The 18,573-nt window shown below is 68.5% G+C and carries 18 protein-coding genes and 1 tRNA gene; 10 read left to right on the top strand and 9 right to left on the bottom strand.

Annotated elements, in window-relative coordinates:
• Positions 1-26 precede the first annotated feature (26 nt).
• Entirely contained in the window at positions 27-1,448 is a 1,422-nt protein-coding gene (gene gltX, locus AC1RUS_RS07530; RefSeq protein ID WP_492914625.1) for a glutamate--tRNA ligase, read from the bottom strand.
• Between the two features lie 118 nt (positions 1,449-1,566).
• On the opposite strand from gltX, the gene AC1RUS_RS07525 reads away from it, so the two are divergent.
• Positions 1,567-3,639, top strand: a complete 2,073-nt coding sequence (locus AC1RUS_RS07525) for a ComEC/Rec2 family competence protein (protein WP_492914623.1) — start codon at positions 1,567-1,569, stop codon at positions 3,637-3,639.
• Between the two features lie 62 nt (positions 3,640-3,701).
• Positions 3,702-4,460: an isocitrate lyase/PEP mutase family protein gene (locus AC1RUS_RS07520; RefSeq protein WP_492914621.1), complete on the top strand. Its 759-nt coding sequence runs from the start codon at positions 3,702-3,704 to the stop codon at positions 4,458-4,460.
• Here the strand turns inward: AC1RUS_RS07520 and AC1RUS_RS07515 are convergent.
• The 3 genes from AC1RUS_RS07515 to AC1RUS_RS07505 are packed head-to-tail and all read right to left on the bottom strand — an operon-like array spanning position 4,457 to position 7,006.
• Positions 4,457-4,984 carry a CcdC protein domain-containing protein gene (locus AC1RUS_RS07515; RefSeq protein ID WP_492914619.1) on the bottom strand — a complete coding sequence of 176 codons (528 nt, stop codon included), beginning with the start codon at positions 4,982-4,984 and terminating at the stop codon, positions 4,457-4,459. The two genes, AC1RUS_RS07520 and AC1RUS_RS07515, sit on opposite strands and share 4 nt — an antisense overlap.
• A gap of 31 nt (positions 4,985-5,015) precedes the next feature.
• Entirely contained in the window at positions 5,016-5,672 is a 657-nt protein-coding gene (locus AC1RUS_RS07510; RefSeq protein ID WP_492914617.1) for a DsbA family oxidoreductase, read from the bottom strand.
• Positions 5,673-5,680: 8 nt separating this feature from the next.
• On the bottom strand, positions 5,681-7,006 hold the full coding sequence (locus tag AC1RUS_RS07505; RefSeq protein ID WP_492914615.1) for a diguanylate cyclase domain-containing protein: 1,326 nt from the start codon (positions 7,004-7,006) through the stop codon (positions 5,681-5,683).
• Positions 7,007-7,883: 877 nt separating this feature from the next.
• Here AC1RUS_RS07505 and AC1RUS_RS07500 point away from each other — a divergent pair.
• Together AC1RUS_RS07500 and AC1RUS_RS07495 are read left to right on the top strand one after the other, a co-directional pair.
• Positions 7,884-9,011, top strand: a complete 1,128-nt coding sequence (locus AC1RUS_RS07500) for a CaiB/BaiF CoA transferase family protein (RefSeq protein ID WP_492914613.1) — start codon at positions 7,884-7,886, stop codon at positions 9,009-9,011.
• 228 nt (positions 9,012-9,239) lie between these two features.
• Positions 9,240-10,187, top strand: coding sequence for a YihY/virulence factor BrkB family protein (locus AC1RUS_RS07495; RefSeq protein ID WP_492914612.1), 948 nt, complete (start codon positions 9,240-9,242; stop codon positions 10,185-10,187).
• On the opposite strand, the gene AC1RUS_RS07490 is transcribed toward AC1RUS_RS07495, so the two are convergent.
• The 4 genes from AC1RUS_RS07490 to AC1RUS_RS07475 form a co-directional block, all read right to left on the bottom strand.
• Positions 10,159-10,392: a sulfurtransferase TusA family protein gene (locus AC1RUS_RS07490; RefSeq protein ID WP_492914609.1), complete on the bottom strand. Its 234-nt coding sequence runs from the start codon at positions 10,390-10,392 to the stop codon at positions 10,159-10,161. The two genes, AC1RUS_RS07495 and AC1RUS_RS07490, sit on opposite strands and share 29 nt — an antisense overlap.
• A complete protein-coding gene (locus AC1RUS_RS07485) occupies positions 10,385-11,125 on the bottom strand; it encodes a pseudouridine synthase (RefSeq protein WP_492914607.1) in 741 nt (246 codons plus the stop codon). The genes AC1RUS_RS07490 and AC1RUS_RS07485 overlap by 8 nt, the downstream gene beginning before the upstream one ends.
• Positions 11,122-12,033 (bottom strand): class I SAM-dependent methyltransferase, encoded by a 912-nt coding sequence (locus AC1RUS_RS07480; protein ID WP_492914605.1) that lies wholly within the window; start codon positions 12,031-12,033, stop codon positions 11,122-11,124. Before AC1RUS_RS07480 ends, AC1RUS_RS07485 begins: the two co-directional genes overlap by 4 nt.
• A 65-nt stretch (positions 12,034-12,098) precedes the next feature.
• A tRNA-Ser gene (locus AC1RUS_RS07475) sits at positions 12,099-12,188 on the bottom strand.
• A 105-nt stretch (positions 12,189-12,293) separates the two neighbouring features.
• On the opposite strand from AC1RUS_RS07475, the gene AC1RUS_RS07470 reads away from it, so the two are divergent.
• From AC1RUS_RS07470 to AC1RUS_RS07450, 5 genes are read left to right on the top strand one after another with little or no spacing between them, the layout of a single operon-like run.
• Positions 12,294-13,286: a septal ring lytic transglycosylase RlpA family protein gene (locus AC1RUS_RS07470; protein ID WP_492914603.1), complete on the top strand. Its 993-nt coding sequence runs from the start codon at positions 12,294-12,296 to the stop codon at positions 13,284-13,286.
• Positions 13,287-13,340: 54 nt separating this feature from the next.
• Positions 13,341-13,967 (top strand): dTMP kinase, encoded by a 627-nt coding sequence (tmk, locus tag AC1RUS_RS07465; RefSeq protein ID WP_492914601.1) that lies wholly within the window; start codon positions 13,341-13,343, stop codon positions 13,965-13,967.
• Positions 13,964-14,971: a DNA polymerase III subunit delta' gene (locus AC1RUS_RS07460; RefSeq protein WP_492915284.1), complete on the top strand. Its 1,008-nt coding sequence runs from the start codon at positions 13,964-13,966 to the stop codon at positions 14,969-14,971. Before tmk ends, AC1RUS_RS07460 begins: the two co-directional genes overlap by 4 nt.
• Entirely contained in the window at positions 14,968-15,756 is a 789-nt protein-coding gene (locus AC1RUS_RS07455; protein WP_492914599.1) for a TatD family hydrolase, read from the top strand. The genes AC1RUS_RS07460 and AC1RUS_RS07455 overlap by 4 nt, the downstream gene beginning before the upstream one ends.
• Entirely contained in the window at positions 15,753-16,559 is an 807-nt protein-coding gene (locus tag AC1RUS_RS07450; protein ID WP_492914597.1) for an MBL fold metallo-hydrolase, read from the top strand. The genes AC1RUS_RS07455 and AC1RUS_RS07450 overlap by 4 nt, the downstream gene beginning before the upstream one ends.
• Positions 16,560-16,795: 236 nt before the next feature.
• Here the strand turns inward: AC1RUS_RS07450 and AC1RUS_RS07445 are convergent, their stop codons facing one another.
• Complete coding sequence (locus AC1RUS_RS07445; protein WP_492914595.1) at positions 16,796-17,632, bottom strand: LysR substrate-binding domain-containing protein; 837 nt, start codon at positions 17,630-17,632, stop codon at positions 16,796-16,798.
• Between the two features lie 255 nt (positions 17,633-17,887).
• On the opposite strand from AC1RUS_RS07445, the gene AC1RUS_RS07440 reads away from it, so the two are divergent.
• The gene (locus tag AC1RUS_RS07440; protein ID WP_492914593.1) at positions 17,888-18,571 is read left to right on the top strand and encodes an ABC transporter permease; all 684 of its coding nucleotides are present in this window, start codon (positions 17,888-17,890) and stop codon (positions 18,569-18,571) included.
• Positions 18,572-18,573: the final 2 nt, after the last annotated feature.

Raw genomic sequence — 18,573 nt, 5'->3', positions numbered from 1 at the left:
CATTTCGCGAGTGCGTTATAGGCGCCTCATGCGCGCACCGCTAGCGCGTCGTCAAGACGGCCGAGGGTCTCCTCGCGACCGATGGCGGTCATGACCTTGTTGAGGTCGGGAGCCTGCGAGCCGCCGGTCAGCACGCCGCGCAGCGACGGACCGAACTTTCCGAAGCCCACGCCCTCGGATTCCGCGAAGGATTTCAACAACGTGCCAAGCGCCTCGACCTCCCAGTCGGGCGTCTGGGCCAGGCGATCGCGCAGGCGCGTCAGCCGTTCGGCGGTTTCTTCGGTTAGTTGCTTGGCGGTCTTTTCTTCGATCGCCAGCGGACGGATTTTCAGTGCGAAAGCACAGTGTTCCGCCAGTTCGAGGATGGTTTTTGCGCCTTCCTTTACTTGCGGGACCACCGCCAGTAGGCGGGCCAGCGCATCACTCGGCAGGCTTGCGCTCTGGGCGATCAGCGCCTTGAGCACCAGGTCGGCCAGGCGCGAGTCGTCGGCGACTCGCAGGTGATGGCTGTTGATGTGGTTCAGCTTGGCCCAGTCCAGGCGCGCGGGCGCCTTGACCACGTCCTTGACGTCGAACCATTCGATCGCCTGGGCGTCGTTGAACACCTCGTCGTCGCCGTGGCCCCAGCCCAGGCGGGCCAGATAGTTGCGCAGGCCCTCGGGAATGTAGCCCATGTCGGCGAACTCGCCGACCGCCTGTGCGCCGTGGCGCTTGGAGAGCTTGGCGCCGTCCGGACCGTGGATCAGCGGGATGTGGGCGAAGGCCGGCAGGTCCCAGTCCATCGCCTGGTAGATCAGGGTCTGGCGGGCGGCGTTGTTGAGGTGGTCGTCGCCTCGGATCACGTGGGTGACGCCCATGTCGTGGTCGTCGACCACCACCGCCAGGTTATAGGTCGGCGCGCCGTCGTTGCGCAGCAGGACGAGGTCGTCGAGGTCGGTGTTCTTGAAGGTCACCGGACCCTTGACCAGGTCGTCGACCAGGGTCTCGCCCTCGGCGGGGCCCTTGAAGCGAATGACGTGCGGCGCCGACGGATCGGCCGGCGGCGGGGCGTCGCGCCAGGGCGAGCGGATGGCGTGGCCTTCGGCGCGGGCCTTCTCGCGGGCGACTTCCAGCTCCTCGACCGTCATCCAGCAGCGATAGGCGCGGCCGCGCTCCAGCAGTTGCTGCACGACCTCGGCGTGGCGCGGCGCGCGGGTGTGCTGGAACACCGGTTCCTCGTCCGATTTCAGGCCTAGCCAGTCCAGGCCCTCGAAGATCGCGGCGACGGCGGCCTCGGTCGAGCGCTCGCGATCGGTGTCCTCGACGCGAAGAAGGAACTTCCCACCCGTATGGCGTGCATATAACCAGTTGAACAACGCCGTGCGGGCGCCGCCGATGTGCAGGAAGCCGGTGGGCGAGGGGGCGAAGCGCGTGACCACGCCGCGGTCGGTGGAGGAGGGGTTCGACATCGAACTCAATGCTGAAAGGCTGGACGCCGCCGAGACGGCCGGGATCGCGCGCCGAGGCGCGGCTTGGGCGGCGCGTCTTAGCACGGCGGTTCGCGCGTGGCCTAGCCCGACGGCGATCTTGCGTTCGGTTCGCGACGAGGTCGAGGCCAATCTCGAGCGCTGGGTGCTCTGGAGCCCAGTCTGGTTCGGCCTCGGCGCGGCCGCCTATCTGGAAGCGCCGGTCGAGCCGCCGCTGCTTCTGCTCGTTGCCCTGGCGGCGCTGACCCTGGGCGGATGGGTCCTGGCCAGCCAACGGAACGCCGGTCGGGGAATCATCATTGTGGCCGCGCTTATGGCCTTCGCGGCGGCGGGCGCGCTGGCCGGAAAGATCCGGAGCGATCGCGTGGCCGCGCCCGTCATCGATGGCGAGCGTGCGCCCAGGCGGGTCGAGGGCTTCGTGGTCGATGTGGTCAGCCCCGGCGCAGGCGGACCCCGGGTGCTGATCGCGCCGGTGAGCATTTCGGGTCTCGCGCCGGAGGCGACGCCCAACCGCATCCGCTTGACCGTCGATCCGGCCGACGTTCCGAAACCCGGCGACGCGGTGCGTCTGCGAGCGATCCTGGGCGCGCCGCCGCCGCCGGCCGCGCCGGGCTCCTACGACTTCGCGCGCGACGCCTGGTTCGACTCGGTCGGGGCGGTCGGCTTCGCCTTGGGCGAGCTTCGCGTCATCCGCCTGGAGCCGCCGCCTTGGCGCCTGCGGGCGGTGATGGCCGTCAACGCCTTCCGCTGGCGGCTGGCCGAGCGGATCCTCCAGCACATGGGTCCGGTCAGCGGCGGCATCGGCGCGGCCATGGTCACCGGCCACGAGGCCTGGATCACGCCCGAACAGACGGAAGCCATGCGCGCCTCGGGGCTGGCGCACATCCTGTCGATCTCGGGTCTGCACATGGCCATCGTCGGCGGCTTCGTGTTCGGCCTGGCGCGGCTGGGGATAGCGGCCTGGCCTTGGCTGGCCTTGCGGGCGCCGGGCAAGAAGATCGCCGCCTTGGCTGGGCTGGCCGCTGTCGCGGGCTATCTGGTGATCTCCGGCGCGCCGCCGCCGGCCGAGCGGGCCGCGATCACCGCCAGCGTCGCCTTCGCGGCTATCCTGTTCGACCGCCAGGCCGTCACCCTGCACGGCCTGGCCCTGGCGGCGCTGCTGATCCTGGCGATGCAGCCCGAGGCGGCCGGCGCGCCGGGCTTCCAGATGTCGTTCGCCGCCACCGCCGCCCTGATCGCCCTGGCGGAGGCCTGGCCCAGGCCGGTGCGCGAGATCTCGGTGCCCTGGCCGATCCGCGCGATCCAGGCCGCCGGCGGCTGGCTAGCGGTCAGCATCGGGGCCAGCTTCGTGGCGGGCCTAGCCACCGGTCCCTTCGCCATGCAGCACTTCAACCGCGTCGCGGTCTGGGGGCTGCCGGCCAACCTCGTCGTCGCGCCGCTGTCGTCCTTCGTGATCATGCCGTTCCTGGCCTTGGGCACGGTGCTGGAAGGCGTCGGCTGGGGCGAGCCGTTCCTGAGGATCGCCGGCTGGGGCGTGGAGGCGATGGTCGCGGTGGCGGGCCGCTTCGAGGCCCTGGGCGGCCAGGCGATCGTCGCCAGCGCGCCGCCTTTCACCCTGGTGCTGGCCCTGCTGGGCGTGATGCTGCTGTGCCTCTGGACCGGCCGCCTGCGCTGGATCGGCGTGCCCCTGGCCCTGGCCGTGGCGGTGTGGCCGCGCCCCGTCGCGCCGGACGCCTGGGTGTCGGCCGACGGCTCGGCCGCCGCCGTTCGGCAAGGCCAGACGGCGATCGTCCTGCGGCCCGAGGTCCGTCGCTTCGGCGTCGAGCTGTGGGCCCGTCGGCGCGGCCTGGAGCCCAAGGACGGGGAGGGCTTCGCCTGCGATCACTTGAGTTGCAAACCCGGCCCTGGCGCGCCCGCGCCCGTCTCGCTGTCCTGGACCCGCAAGAGCCCCGAAGGCGCGCCGCTGGCGGCTCTGTGCCGAGACGCCGAGGTCGTGATCCTGCGCGGGCCCACGCCGCCCAGTCTGCCGACGGAATGCCGGGGCCGCACTCTGCTGACCGCCGAGGACTTCAAGGCCGGCGGCGCGGCCGAGCTCTATCGGCGCGAGGACGGCTGGTGGGTGGTCTGGGCTCAGCCGTTGCGCGGCGAGCGCCCCTGGTCGAAGCTGCCCTGATCGCTGCTGTCACTCCCTGTCACGCCCAGCCGATATCGAAGGCGAAACCTCGGAGGATCTCCATGTCGACCGATCTCACCGCCCGCCGCGCCGCGTTCCGGGCCCTGCACGACGAGGGCTGCTTCACCCTGCCCAATCCGTGGGACGCGGGCAGCGCCAAGCGCTTGGCGAAGCTGGGCTTCAAGGCCATGGCCTCGACCAGCGCCGGTGCCGCCTGGGCCTTGGGCCAGGACGACGGCGGACTGAGCCGCGACCAGGTGTTGGACCACCTGCGGATGCTGTGCGCGGCCACCGACCTGCCGGTGAACGCCGACTTCGAGGCCGGTTTCGCCAACGATCCCGAGGGCGTGGCGGCAAACGTCGCCCTGGCGGTCGACACAGGCGTGGCCGGCCTGTCGATCGAGGATCGCGTCGGCCGCGACCTCCATGACCTCGATCTCGCCGTCGAGCGGATCAAGGCGGCGCGGGCGGCCATCGACGCGACGGGTCAGAACGTCGTGCTGGTGGGCCGCACCGAGGGCTTCCTGATCGGCCGCAAGGACCTTCCCGCGACCATCGATCGCCTTGTCGCCTATGCCGAAGCGGGCGCGGACTGTCTCTACGCGCCGGGCGTCATCGAGATCGACCAGGTGTCGCAGATCGTGAAGGCGGTCGCGCCCAGGCCGGTCAATGTGCTGATGGCCTGGCCCGGCCAGTCGGTGGCTCCGTTGGCGCAGATCGGCGTGCGGCGGGTCAGCGTGGGGGCGGCCCTGGCGGGCGCGGCCTGGGCCGGCTTCGACGCGGCGGCGAAGATGCTGGCGGACCAGGGCAGGCTGCCCTAGGCGGCCATCGCCCTCGCCGCGCGGGCGTCGCGCAGCAGGCCCCAGGCGCGCAGGGCCATCTCGATCCGCGACACCGCGAACAGGCCCACGCCCAGCACCACGAAGCCGTCGGTCAGCAGCACCGCGTTGATGTGCCAGGTCGAGGCCTCGGCCTGCAGCACGGCCTTCAGGGCGAAGCGCACCACGAACAGACCCAGCAGGAACAGGATCGCCGCAGGCGAAGGCTTGGTGTTCAGCAGGTGGGTCTCGGGATCGATGCTGATCGGGATCAGCTTGCCGCGCAGCCAGCCGATCGATCCGCCGACCAGGAAGATCAGTCCCAGCCACAGCCAGTCCGTCCCGTGAGGCGGAAATTGGAGGAACAGCGCGACCATGGCCGCGATCATGATCGTCGGCAGGATCCACATGTATTCGAGCTTCAGGCGGCGCTCGCGGTTCATCGACCGGAAGCGGAAGATGAAGACGATCGCGACGATCACGCCGGTGATCGCATAGCTGATCATTTGCTGGTTGCCGTGCGGCATCACATCCCCCGATGCGCGGTTACTCTGAAGATCAGGCCCCGGCCAGGCGCGCCTGGTCAATGGCTTCGACGATCCGTTCGGACGTTTCGGCCCCGACGACCGCCACCTTGCCCGCGAAGATCGCGAACGGCACGCCGGTGACGCCGCCTTGCACGGCCATGGCGTGCTCGCGGGTGACGGCGTCCTTGTCCGCCCCTTCCGACAGCAGCTGCAGGATCACCAGCCGCTCCATGCCGGCGGCCTCGCCGATATCGGCCAGCACCATCGGATCGCCGATATCCAGGCCGTTGGTGAAATAGGCCTCGAACAGGACCTCGACGACCGCGTCCTGCACGCCGGCCGACAGGGCCCAGCGGATCAGGCGATGGGCGGCGTTGGTGTTGGGCGACAGGGCGATCTGGTCGAACTTGAAGACGATGCCTTCCTCGGCGCCGCCTTCGACCAGGGCGTCATGCGAGGCCTTCAGGCGGGCAGGGTCCTTGAACTTGGCGGCCATGTAGGCCTTGCGGTCCACGCCCTCTTCCGGGAGCGAAGGATCCAGCTGATAGGGCCGCCAGATCAGTTTGGCGTCGACGTCGGGACGCAGGGCCAGCGCGCCCTTCAGCCGTCGCCAGCCCAGATAGCACCACGGGCAGACCACGTCGGCGACGACGTCCACGATCATCGGAGCGCTTTGAGGCTGGCTCATAGGAAACCTCAGCCGGCTTCGCGTTGCAGGGCGCGGGCGGCGGCCCGCTCGAGGGCCTTCACCGCGCCTTCGCCGTTCTCGATCTGGGCGACACCGATGTCGAACTCGCAGACGAACGGCGGCCGATCCTCGCCGGCGTCGAAGGCGGTGCAGCCGATGACGGCGGCGATCCGCTCGGCGGCGGCGCGCGCGGCGTTCTGGTTGGTGGCGGGCAGGGCCAGGGCGAAGACTTCCGGCGCCAGGCGGGCGGCGGTGTCCTCGACGCGGACCAGGCGACCGACCATCGAGCCGATCTGCGGGATGGCGCGGTCCAGCCAGCCGTTCTGACGCGCCCAGACGGTCTCGGGCTTGTCGGCCACGCGCAGCACGCAGATCGACAGCGGGCGAGCGCGTTCACGGGCGGCGCCGGTCAGGCGGGCCAGGTGGGCGGCGAAGAGGTCGCGGGTGAACAGGCCCGTGGCGGCGTCCATCAGACCTGAGCTGCGGGCCTTTTCCAGCGCGCCGCGAATAGATTCGCCACGGCGATAGTTGCGGGCCAGTTCGATGACCCGGCGAGCGGTCTCGACCTCCGGCGTTTCGGGCGAGGCGACGTCCGAGACGCCTCGATGGAAGGCCTCCGACATCGTCACATAGCTCTCGGCCTTCAGGTACAGCATGGCCGGGATGTGGAAGAGGCGGGTGTTGCGGCGCATGCCGGCGGCGATCGACAGGGCTTCCTGCTGATTGTCGCCGGCCCATAGCACCACCGAGTCGAACGCCCGCTCGTGCAGGTAGTCGAAGGCCGTATAGGCGGTGAAGGCGCCGACCACCTCGGCGCCGCTGCGCTTGAGAGCGTTGGACAGGGCCAGGAACTGCGGCGCCGGCTCGCCCACCGCCAGGATGCGGAACGGCGAGGGCTGCGGCTCGGGCAGGTCCATCCGGCGGCCGCGCTCGCCGAAGGTTTCCAGCCGCAGCTCGAACTCCTCCTCGGCGATGGCGGTGCGGACCAGAGACTCCAGGCGCAGCGCGGCCTGCGACGGATGCAGAGGCGGTGACAGGGTAAGGTCGAAACTCTGGATCTGCTGGGCGCCGTCGGGCTCGCCGATGGCGATGACCGGCAGGCGGCGCGGGGCGACGGCGGCCTTCAGGCGCCGCGCCAGGGATTGGGTGTCGGGACCGGCGCTGGCCAGGTCGACGATGACGGCTTCGATCGGCAGGTCGCCCAGCGCGGCGAGGGCGGCATAGGGCCCGCGCGCGGTGATCGTCCGCCAGCCGAGCCGATCCAGCCCCTCGGCCAGGGGGCCGGCGCGCAGATCGTCGCGCGCCACGATTAGGATCCGGGCGTCTACCGCCACACTTACCTCCGACCCGAAACCCGTCGAACCTGATCGACATCGACCATCCAGATTCGACGCCGCAACATAGCAGAGGCTCGGACCGGAGATAGGGATGGAACGCCGCAGGCGGGCGACTGCCCGGGCAGCGGGCGCCAGGATGACGGCGCATGGGGACAGAGCGTGCTCTATCCCCGGCGTACGCGAGATAGAGCTCAGCGATTTCAACGCGCTAAAATTAAATGCATCACGCCAATCCTCGGCGCTTGAACCCGATTCATACTGATCTCACCCGGAAGCAAGGGAAGGGACGTCGGCCGGCGACCTGACGGGCTTCTAGAGGTGGTCGAGCGGGAAGCGCTCGTCGAGGTCTTGGGTGACGGCTTTCGCGGCGGTCCAGGTCGGGTTCCTGAAAGATCGGGACGAAGGCCTGGCGACGAAGGTTCGATGAGCGCGGCAGGCACAGGCTGAAATCGCCTGTGCGGTCCGGAGGGGACGCTAACCTCTCCGCCCGCCGGAGGCCGAATTTGGGAGCGGGTTAAGACCCCGCGTCTCGAAGGCTTCTGGAAGCAGGCCACGCGGAGCGGACGGCTTCGTCGAAACGGTACTCACTATTCAACCCTCCGGACGTCGTCCGGACGCTCCGCGGCCCTTCCCACCACCATCGCAGCGAAAGCGCGAGGTCGAGAAAGTGTGCGTTCAATTAGATGCTCCCCCTCTGGGGAGCTGTCGCGGAGCGACTGAGGGGGTCCTCCACGGCTTAGACCGGAGAGGACCCCCTCCGGCCCTCCGGGCCACCTCCCCCAAAGAGGGAGGATCTTCTCCTTGCATGACCGAAGGTCAGCGCCGTTCTAAGTCAGTCGAACGACCGCGTTGAAAGGTCGATGAGGAGGACGCCATGGGCCAGGGGCCGCTTTCGGGACTGAAGATCGTCGAGTTCGCCGGCATCGGCCCAGGTCCGTTCTGCGGCATGCTGCTATCCGATCTCGGCGCCGACGTGGTGCGCATCGACCGCAAGGGCGCGGGCAGGGGCTCTCCGGCCGACGTCACGGCGCGGGGCCGACGGTCGGTGGCGCTGGACCTGAAAAATCCCGCCTCGATCGAGACTTGCCTCAAGCTTCTCGAAAGCGCCGACGGCCTGATCGAAGGCTTCCGGCCCGGCGTGATGGAGCGTCTGGGCCTGGGTCCGGACGTGGCCCTGAAGCGCAATCCCAAGCTCGTCTATGGCCGCATGACCGGCTGGGGACAGTTTGGCCCCTACGCCAAGGCCGCCGGCCACGACATGAACTACATCGCCATCACCGGCGCGCTGGACGCCATCGGCACGGCGGACAAGCCCGTTCCGCCGCTGAACCTGGTCGGCGATTTCGGCGGCGGGGCGCTCTATCTGGCCTTCGGCCTGCTGGCCGGGGTGATCCATGCGCGGGAAAGCGGACAGGGCCAGGTGATCGACTGCGCCATGAGCGACGGCGCGGCCTCGCTGATGGCGATGTTCTACGGCTTCAAGGCCGGCGGCATGTGGAACGAGGGGCGGCGCTCCAACCTGCTCGACGGCGGCGCGCACTTCTACGACACCTATCAGTGCAGCGACGGCGGCTGGATCTCGATCGGCTCCATCGAACCGCAGTTCTATCTGCTGCTGCTGGAAAAGACCGGCATCACCGACCCGCAGTTCCAGCACCAGATGAGCCGCGAGGAGTGGCCGGAACTCCGCGCCAAGCTGGCCGCCGTCATCGCGACCAAGACCCGCGACGAATGGTGCGCGATCATGGACGGCACCGATGTCTGCTTCGCGCCGGTCCTGACCATGGCCGAGGCGCCGAACCATCCGCACAACGCCGCCCGCGAGACCTTCGTCGAGGTCGGCGGCGTGATGCAGCCGGCGCCGGCCCCGCGCTTCTCGGCGACGCCGGGCAAGATCCAGGGCCCGCCGCCGAAGGTGGGCGGCGACAACGACGCGGCCCTGGCCGACTGGGGCTTCTCGGCCGAGGCCATCGCCGACCTCAAGGCCAACGGCGCGTTGTGAAGATGACGCCAAGGCTGTCGACACCGTTCAGGCTGGGTTCAGCCGGCGAGACCTAGTTTGGCGCATACCGGTTGTCGCGCCATCCGTCCCTCGATGCGGCGGCCGGTTTCAGGTTTATCCTGCGGAGACGCGTCGCCTTCCCTGAGGCGGCGCGTCTTTGTCGTTGAAAAACGGGCCTTTCCCGGGCTGGGGTTGCGCCAGTCGCCGGGCGCGGGCAGTTTCCGGCCGATGCAAGACCACAATCCCATTCGCTGGCGCGACCTGGATCTGGATCCGATCCACTGGGCGCGGGAGATCCTGCGCGTGCTGGGCCTTGCCCTGCAACGCATCTGGGGTCGCGACGTGATGCTGTATGTCGGCGGCGTCTCGTTCTTCGTGCTGCTGGCGGTGTTCCCCGGCCTGGCGATTCTGATCGGCCTCTACAGCCTGCTGCTGACTCCCGAACAGGCCGCCGCCCAGGCCGACAACCTCGCCGACCTGATGCCCTACCAGGCCCGCGCCCTGTTCGAGGACGAGTTCTCGCGCCTGGCCCATGCCCCCGAACAGACCGTCTCGGCCCAGAGCGCCGTCGTGCTGGTCATCGGCGCCTACGCCGCCCATCGCGGCTTCAAGGCCCTGCTGGCGGGCCTGTCGTTCATCCACGACGAGGAGGACCAGCGCGGCTTCGTCGGGTTCAACCTGATGGCGCTGTTCGTGCTGATCGCCGCCTTCGCCCTGCTGTTCGTCATGTCGGGCGTCTTCCTGACCTTCCGCCTGCTGGGCAGCGCGTTGGACATCCAGCCCCTGGCCGGCGTCTCGTGGATCCAGAGCGAATGGACCTGGGCCAGCCTCGGTGTGGTCATCGGCATGACCCTGATCTACCGCTACGCCATGTCTCGCGCCCCGGTCGGCTGGCGCGCCTCGATCGCCGGCGGCGTCGCCGCGGCGGTGCTGTGCCTGTTCATGTCCTGGGCCTCGGCCTTCTATGTCGAGAAGGTGGCCCATCTGGGCGCGACCTACGGCTCGATCTCGGCCGTGATCATCTTCCTGATCTGGCTGTCCTGGAGCGTGAACGCCATCTTCCTGGGCGGCGCCCTGGCCACCGAGGTCGAGATCGCCCTGGACGAGCGGCCTCAGGCCTTGCTGCAGGGCCCGCGCCCTGTAGCGCTCAAGGCGCCTTTGTCACCAGAAAGCTGATCGCCCCGCCGGGCTCGTCGGTGATCGAAACCACCGTGGCTCCGGCGCTGCTGGCGAAATGCGGCACATCGATCCGGGCCAGCGGATCGTCGGCGATCAGCCGGACCTGACCACCGGCCGGCGCGGCTTCCAGCGCCCGGCGCAGGCGCAGGGTCGGGACGGGACAGCGATGCCCCCGGGCGTCGACGACCGTCGGCTCAGACATCGCCGAACACCTGCTCGGCCTCGACGGCCGGAAGGATGCGGTGCTGCCCCGGCTCGAGATCGGCCGGCAGAACGAGGCCGCCGATGCTCTCGCGATGCAGGGCGTTCACGTGATTGCCCGCCGCCGCGAACATCCTGCGTACCTGGTGATAGCGCCCCTCGGTGATGGTCAGCCGGGCATGGTGGGCGTCGATCACCGCCAGAACAGCTGGCAGCAGCGGCTTCTCCTCGCCCTCCAGCATCAGTTCGCCGGATGCGAACAGCGCGCCTTCCGCGCCGCTCAGCGGCCGGTCCAGCGTCGCCAGATAGGTCTTGGGCACATGGCGTTTGGGCGAGATCACCCGGTGCAGATAGTCGCCGTCATCGGTGATCAGGATCAGGCCCGAAGTATCCTTGTCGAGCCGGCCCACGGTCGACAGGCCCGGATCGCGGATCTGCCAGCGCTTGGGCAGCAGATCATAGATCCGCTCGCCGTCCTCCTTATGCGAGCACACCACACCCAGCGGCTTGTGCATGACCAGCACCAACGGGGCCGGCGGATCGACGGGGCGGCCCCGGATCGTCATCCGCTCGGGCAGGTCGGCGATGACGGCGACCTTGGTCCCGACGTCCTTCAGCACCTTGCCGTCCAGCACCACCTTGCCGCCGGCGATCAGCGCCTGGACGTCCTTGCGGCTGCCATAGCCCAGATTGGCCAGCAGCCGGTCAAGGCGGGCCATCAGGGGCTTGGTCACTTGCGGGCCTCATAGACCTTGTAGCCGTTGGTCTCGCCCGCCAGCTTCACCTTGGCGAAGTGCTCGTTGAGGATCACCTCATAGGGCAGGTGGCGGTTGGCCACGAGCCACAGGTCGCCGCCCTTCCGCAGGCTGGCCGCAGCGGTCTTGATGAAGGCCTGGCCCAGCGAACGATCTTCGCCGCCGGTTTCATGGAAGGGCGGATTGGTGACCACGAAGTCCAGCGACCCGAGCCGCGCGGCGGCCTGGCGGGCGTCGTCCCAGAGGAAGTCGGCGCGGCTGTCCTCGATATTGCGGACAGCCGCGTCGATGGCCCGGCGATCCAGGTCGATCAGGTTGAGCTTGGTGACCTTCGGCGAGGCCAGGACCGCCTTCGATAGCCAACCGATGCCGCAGCCGAAATCGGCGCCGGCGCCCAACAGCGGCGGCAGGGTCTTCAGCAGCAGGGCGGTGCCGGGATCCAGACGATCCCAGCTGAACACGCCAGGCTGGGTCCAAAGGTCGTCGACGCCCTTGCGCGGCGCGCCGGCCTCGATCGCCTCGACAAGGCCTGTCGGCGCAGCGGGACGCAGGGCCACGCAGATGCGGTTGTGGCGCTTGGAGCTTTCGCCGACCACGCAGCCGAAAGCCTCCAGTTCCTTCTTCAGTCGAAGGCCGCCGCGATCCTTGGGGCCGAACACCGTCAGCCGCCCTTCGACGGTCAGGGCGCGCAAGGCGTGAGCCAGGACAAATCGCCGCTCCACCACGCCGGCCGGAGCGCGGATGGCGATCTCGTCCAGCGCCCCGTCCTCGATCGACGCCAGGTCCGTCGCGCCGACGACCAGCGGCGAGAGCTGGATCGCGTCCGCCGCGACGGGAGCCAGCTCGTGGTCGGGCTGGCCGTAGGACGCGGTGCGGGAAAGAGCCATGGGAATCCTGGGCTTGAAGCCCTTCGCGCGCCGTGGCGGCGAGCCTTGCGCGAAGGTGAGTGAGGTGGCGGACAGAGTGGGATTCGAACCCACGATAGGCTTTCACCTACGGCGGTTTTCAAGACCGCTGCCTTAAACCACTCGGCCATCTGTCCGGAGCAGGCGGCTATATCAGCGCCGTCGCGCCTTAACCAGACTTCAAAACAACTGATGCATCATGAAGGCTCGGAAGGGCGAGCCCGCGTCGGAAAGACGTCTGAATGGTGATCGATCAACATCTGTGGCGTTGCGTGCGCGGCGTGAGCCTGGCCCTTCTCGTGGCCGTGGGCCTGGCGGCCTGCTCGACGCCCAAGCCGCGCCTGGATATCGGTCGCCCGGTCGCCTATTCGCCGCGCGGATCCATGACCTCGCCGTCCGGCAAGCCTTTGCGCGGCACCGAGAAGCCGTATCAGATCAAGGGCGTCTGGTATTATCCTCACGAGGACCCCGACTACAACGTCAAGGGCGTTGGCTCCTGGTACGGCGAGCAGTTCCACAATCGCCGCACCGCCAACGGCGAGATCTTCGACATGGACGTGCCCTCGGCCGCCCACAAGACCTTGCCCCTGCCTAGCCTGGTCGAGGTGACCAACCTCGACAACGGCCGCAAGATGGTGGTCCGCGTCAACGATCGCGGCCCCTTCATCGGCGAACGCATCATCGACCTGTCGAAAGCCGCCGCCGACCAGCTGGGCTATCGCCGGCAGGGCGTGGCCAATGTCCGCGTCCGCTATATCGGCCCCGCGCCAAAGAACGCCTTCGACACCCGCCAATATGTCCAGGCCGCGCCGCAACCGGCGCCGAAGCCTGCCTCGAACCGGTTGGCGTTCCGCGACGACGAACCGATCGAATGGCCGGCCGAGCCGCCGCCCGTTCGCACCCAGATCATCCCGTCGCGTCCTGAACCCAAGCCTGCAGTCTCGGCGCCCGCCCGTCCGCCATCAACGATCCAGCGCGCCGACCTCGACATCGTGCCGACTCGCGCCTCAACGTTCCGCATCCAGGCCGGCTCGTTCTCCAATCGCGAGAACGCCGAGCGCGCCGTCGCCCAACTCCAGAGCGCCGGCTCGGCCACGATCGAGCCGATGGAGCGCGCCAGCGGCACGTTGTATCGCGTCACCGTTTCGGCCGGCGCTGATGAAGGCGAGGCCTGGTCGATGCGCGAACGCGTCGTGGCCCTGGGCTATCGCGACGCCGCCGTGCTGCGCCCCTGACGCAAAGCCGCAAGTCCTCTGGACAAGCGACGCGATCCGGCCGAATTGAAGCCCGTGACACGCGGCGCATTCATCAGTTTCGAAGGCGGGGAGGGGGCTGGAAAGTCGACTCAGATCCGCCGCCTGGCCGATCGTTTAGAGGCGGCCGGCTTCGACGTGGTCCTGACCCGCGAGCCCGGGGGCAGCCTGGGCGCGGAGACCATCCGCGACCTGCTGGTCAATGGCGACGCCGATCGCTGGTCCTCGATCACCGAGACGCTGCTGATGTACGCTGCGCGCCGCGACCATCTGGAGCGTGTGATTCGTCCGGCCCTCGACCGCGGCGCCATGGTCCTGTGCGACCGCTTCGCCGACTCGACCCGGGCCTATCAGGGCGCCGGCGGTGACGCGCCGGCCTCCCTGATCGCCGCGCTTGAGGATCATGTCCTGGCCGGCTCGCTTCCCGACCTGACCCTGATCTTCGACATCCCGGCGACCATCGGCCTGGACCGCGCGGCGTCTCGCGGCGGCGCGGCGCGGTTCGAATCCAAGGGTCTGGATTTTCATGAGCGCCTGCGCGCCGGCTTCCTGGCCATCGCTCAGCGCGAGCCGGAGCGCTGTGCGGTGATCGACGCCAACGACACGCCCGACGCGGTCTGCGAGACCGTCTGGGACGTCGTGTCCAACCGGCTGGACCTCTGATGGATGCGCCTCTGCATCCTCGCGACGTCTACGGTCTGGAGGGCCTGGGCACCGCCGAGGCGTCCTTTCTCGACGCCCTAGATCGCGGACGCCTGCATCACGCCTGGCTGCTGACCGGCCCTGAGGGCGTGGGCAAGGCGACCCTGGCCTATCGGATGGCCCGCCGCCTTCTGGGCGCGCGGCCGGATCCCTCGCAGGGCGTGCTCGGCGCCTCGCCGTCGGACGTGGTCAGCCGCCAGGTCGCCGCCCGATCGCATCCCGACCTGATGGTGCTGGAGCGCGCCACCGACGACGGCAAGGCGCGCAAGGCCATCCCCGTCGACGAGGCCCGTCGGCTGCCGGAATTCTTCGCCAATTCACCCGCCATCTCACCCTACCGGGTGGCCATCATCGACGCCGCCGACGACCTGAACGTCAACGCCGCCAACGCGGTGCTCAAGACTCTTGAGGAGCCGCCGCCGCGCGGGGTGATCCTGCTGGTCAGTCATTCGCCGGGAAAGCTGCTGCCGACCATCCGCTCGCGCTGTCGTCGGCTGGCTGTGCCCGCGCCAGGCGTCGAGGCGGCGGCCAGCATGGTGGAGCGCCGCGTCGGCCTGGATCACCGCGACGCCGAACGCTTGGCACGCATGGCGCACGGCGCGCCGGGCAGGGCGCTGCAACTGGCCTCGTCCGGCGCCTTGGCCATGGATGACGCGGCCGGCGAAATCCTGCGAGGCCTTCCGGGCATCGATGAGGCCGCCCTACTGGCCATGGCCGACACCTTCCGCGGCGCCGAGGGCGCGGCGCGGTTCGAGCTGCTGTTCGAGCGTCTGGCCGATCAGATCCACGCCATGACCACGCGCCTGGCGAGCGCCGGCGCAACGCCCGCCGTCGACCGCTGGGCCGGCGTCTGGGATCGCATCACCCGCTGGCCGGGCGAGGCCGAGGCGGTGAACCTAGATCGCGCCGATGTCTTCTGGAGCGCGATCTCGGACTTGCGCGCGGCGGCCAAGACGGCGATGTGAGCCGCATGCTCATCGACAGCCACGTCAATCTCCACGCCCACCAGTACGACGAAGACCGCGATGCGGTGATCGCCCGCGCCCGCGACGCCGGCGTCGAGCTGATGGTCACCATCTGCGACAAGGTCTCGTCCTTCGAAGCCGTGCACGCCATCGCCATGGCCGAGCCGGACATCTGGTGCACGGTCGGAACACACCCGCACGAGTCCAAGGAAAATCCGGACCTGACGACGGCGACCTTGGTCGACCTGGCCAGCCGCCCACGCGTGATCGGCATCGGCGAATGCGGCCTCGATTTCCACTACGACCTGTCGCCGCGCGACGTGCAGGCCCAGGTGTTCCGCGCCCACGCCGCCGCCGCGCGTGAAACGGGCCTGCCACTGGTGGTGCACACCCGTGAGGCCGACGATGTCATGGCCGAAATCCTCGAGACCGAGCATGCCAGGGGCGCGTTCAAGATCCTGATGCACTGCTACACCAGCGGTCCGGAACTGGCCGCCCGCGCCGCCGCCCTGGGAGCCTGGTTCTCGGTCTCTGGCATCGCCACCTTCAAACAGGCTGAGAACGTGCGCGAGATCATCCGCGACATGCCGGCCGACCGCATCATCGTCGAGACCGATTGCCCCTATCTGGCTCCGGTCCCTATGCGCGGACGTCGCAACGAACCGGCATATCTGCCTCATATCATTGACAAACTGGGCGAGATCCGAGGCTGGACGCGCGCCGAGGCCGAGGCCCGGACGGAAGACGCCTTCTTCAGTCTGTTCGACAGGATACCGCGCCCATGACCGGCCCGCTGGAGTTCACGATCCTCGGCTCGGGCTCCTCGGGCGGCGTGCCCCGCGCCGACGGCAATTGGGGCGATTGCGATCCCGCCGATCCTCGCAATCTGCGCACGCGATGCTCGATGCTGGTGCGACGCAAGGGGCAGGGCGGTCCGACCGCCGAGACCACCGTGGTGGTCGACACCTCACCGGATTTTCGGCTTCAGGCGGTGGCGGCTGGCGTGAAACGCATCGACGCGACGCTGTTCACCCATGATCACGCCGACCAGGCGCATGGCATCGACGATCTGCGGCCGTTCTTCCTGAACCAGCGGCGGATCATTCCGACCTATATGGACGAGGCCACGCGCGCCGGGCTGACGCATCGCTTCGACTACGTCTTCAACACGCGTCGCGGCTATCCGGCGATCTGTGATCCCAGGCCGCTGCCGCCGCATGGCCAACCCTGGACGCTGAACGGCCCCAGCGGCGAAATTCCGGTGCTGAGCTTTGACCTCGATCACGGCGGCATCCGTTCAGTCGGCTTCCGGTTCGGCGACGTTGCGTATACGCCCGACGTTATCGGAATTCCGGAAGAGAGCTGGCCGGCGCTCATGGACCTCGACGTCTGGATCGTCGACGCCTTGCGCTGGACGCCGCATCCGACCCACGCCCATGTGGAGCGCGCCCTGGAATGGATCGTTAGCGCCAAACCCCGCCGCGCCATTCTGACAAACCTACATATCGATTTGGATTTCAAAGCCTTGAGCGCAAAACTTCCGCCGGGCGTCGAGCCAGCTTACGACGGGTTGAGCTTCACGGCGTGACGGTCGCCAACATCAAAGCCTGATGATCATAACCAATATTGCTGATAATATATCTTAGACGATATTGATCTAACCGCGCTAGAATGGTCGTCGCCTATCTCTCCGACGGTCACCCGAAGCTCAAGATACGCGATCGAACGCCAGATTGCGTCCGCTTGGATTGGGCAGACCCACGCGACGGCGACGCCGAAAGTATGTCACGTCGAGTCTCCCGAGCCGTCGAGGCTCGACGTATCTCACGACTCCAGCGCCGCCGCGTGGATCAGTTGCGACAGCTTGCTGATCGAGGCGTGCGGCGAAGCGTTGGTCTTGCGGACATAGGCGACGTCCGGCAGCGCTGGCAGGCCCGCGTCGCGAAGCGGCGCATGGTTCGGCAGGAACAGTGTCGTACGGCACGTCACGGCCAGGCCTGCCTGAACCGCCGCGCGCAGAGCCGAGAGGCTCGGCGTCTCCAGAGCGATCCTATAGGGTCGCCCTGCCCGTTCCAGCGCCGCCAACGCGGCGTCGCGGAAACGGCACGGCGATTCCAGCACGGCGATCGGCAAGACGGGCTGGTTGGAGAGCCCTTCGCTCCCATGCCAGACCATCGGCGCGACCCGGGCGGCGGCGGCGTCATCGGCTGGCCCCATGCACAGCACCACGTCGAGGCGATCGCTGGCCAGCAGGTCCAGCAGCTCGGGCGACCCCGCGACACGCACCTGAAGCTGGGCCTCCGGGTTGAGCTGGGAAAAGCGCGCCAGAACGCCGGACAGCAGCGTTTCGGCAAAATCCTGCACTAGGCCCACGCGCGCGGGTCCGGCCAGGACATCTCCCGTCAAGGCGACCACGGCGCTGTCGTTGAGCGCCAGGATCTCGCGCGCCCGCGGCAACAGCGCCTGCCCCGCCGGCGTCAGGACCAGCCTGCGGCCGTCACGATGGAACAGAGGCGTCAGAACCGTCTCCTCCAAACGCTTCATCTGTAGGCTTAGGGCGGACTGGGTGACGAAGACCCGCTCGGTGGCGCGCAGCATCGAGCCGGAATCGACGATGGCGACAAAGCTGCGGAGGAGTTCGGTCGGTAGATTAGTGGCCATGGCGCGCCCCTTGAGAAACTCTAATAAGACCCCTGAGGATAAGTCTATTGATCTAGTAGGAATTAAACGTCCTTCTCTGTGAACGAAAGGCGCTTGCGCCGCAACGCCTTACAGCTCGGAAGGTCCTCAGTGTCTCTGGCGCCGACCCACAGAATTTCTCCAACCCTTTCATGGCGTTGGCCCAGATGGTCCCACGCGCGCTGGCTATCGCCGATCGCGCTGCTGCTGCTGTGGGAGCTTGGCTCGCGCACGGGCGTGATCCCGCCTCGCGTGCTGACCGCACCGTCCGCCGTGGCGGAAACCTTCTGGTCGATGATCGTCTCCGGCGAGCTGCCCGCGAACCTCTTGGTGTCGCTGGGACGCGCCGCCACCGGCCTGTCGATCGCGCTGCTCATAGCCGTGCCGCTGGGCCTGCTGTCGGGCCTGTCGCGCTGGGGCGAGACGCTGAGCGACCCCTTGCTGCAGATCAAGCGCACCGTGCCGGTGGTCGCTCTGTCGCCTCTGTTCATCGTCTGGTTTGGGATCGGCGAGACCCCGAAGATCGCCCTGCTGGCCGTGGCGATCGTTTTTCCGATCTACCTGAACCTGTTCGCCGGCATCCGCAGCGTCGACAAGCGGCTGGTCGAAGCCGCGCGCAGCTTTGGCCTCTCGGGCTGGTCGCTGATCACCGAGGTGATCCTGCCCGGCGCCCTGCCCGCCTTCTTCACGGGCCTGCGCTACGCCCTAGGCATCTCGGTGATCATGCTGGTCGTGGCCGAGCAGATCAACGCGCAGGCCGGCCTGGGCCACCTGATCAACAACGCCCGCGACTTCATGCGCACCGACATCATCGTCGTCTGCCTGCTCGCCTACGCCCTGCTCGGCCTCAGCGCCGACGCCTTCGTCCGCATGCTGGAGCGCAAGACTCTGGCCTGGCGCCCCAGCCTCGTGGAGCAATGACC

It is taken from the genome of Caulobacter sp. GW821-FHT10F06 (genome assembly GCF_058809215.1).
Note: the sequence above shows the minus strand (reverse complement) of the source record. Positions and strands in the feature narration are given on the sequence as shown.

Coding starts and splice junctions, on each gene's coding strand:
- AC1RUS_RS07520 (WP_492914621.1), top strand. CDS start 3,702: ATGTCGACCGATCTCACCGCCCGCCGCGCCGCGTTCCGGGCCCTGCAC.
- AC1RUS_RS07490 (WP_492914609.1), bottom strand. CDS start 10,392: ATGTCTGAGCCGACGGTCGTCGACGCCCGGGGGCATCGCTGTCCCGTC.
- AC1RUS_RS07470 (WP_492914603.1), top strand. CDS start 12,294: ATGGTGATCGATCAACATCTGTGGCGTTGCGTGCGCGGCGTGAGCCTG.
- gltX (WP_492914625.1), bottom strand. CDS start 1,448: ATGTCGAACCCCTCCTCCACCGACCGCGGCGTGGTCACGCGCTTCGCC.
- AC1RUS_RS07500 (WP_492914613.1), top strand. CDS start 7,884: ATGGGCCAGGGGCCGCTTTCGGGACTGAAGATCGTCGAGTTCGCCGGC.
- AC1RUS_RS07515 (WP_492914619.1), bottom strand. CDS start 4,984: ATGCCGCACGGCAACCAGCAAATGATCAGCTATGCGATCACCGGCGTG.
- AC1RUS_RS07495 (WP_492914612.1), top strand. CDS start 9,240: ATGCAAGACCACAATCCCATTCGCTGGCGCGACCTGGATCTGGATCCG.
- AC1RUS_RS07480 (WP_492914605.1), bottom strand. CDS start 12,033: ATGGCTCTTTCCCGCACCGCGTCCTACGGCCAGCCCGACCACGAGCTG.
- AC1RUS_RS07445 (WP_492914595.1), bottom strand. CDS start 17,632: ATGGCCACTAATCTACCGACCGAACTCCTCCGCAGCTTTGTCGCCATC.
- AC1RUS_RS07510 (WP_492914617.1), bottom strand. CDS start 5,672: ATGAGCCAGCCTCAAAGCGCTCCGATGATCGTGGACGTCGTCGCCGAC.
- AC1RUS_RS07450 (WP_492914597.1), top strand. CDS start 15,753: ATGACCGGCCCGCTGGAGTTCACGATCCTCGGCTCGGGCTCCTCGGGC.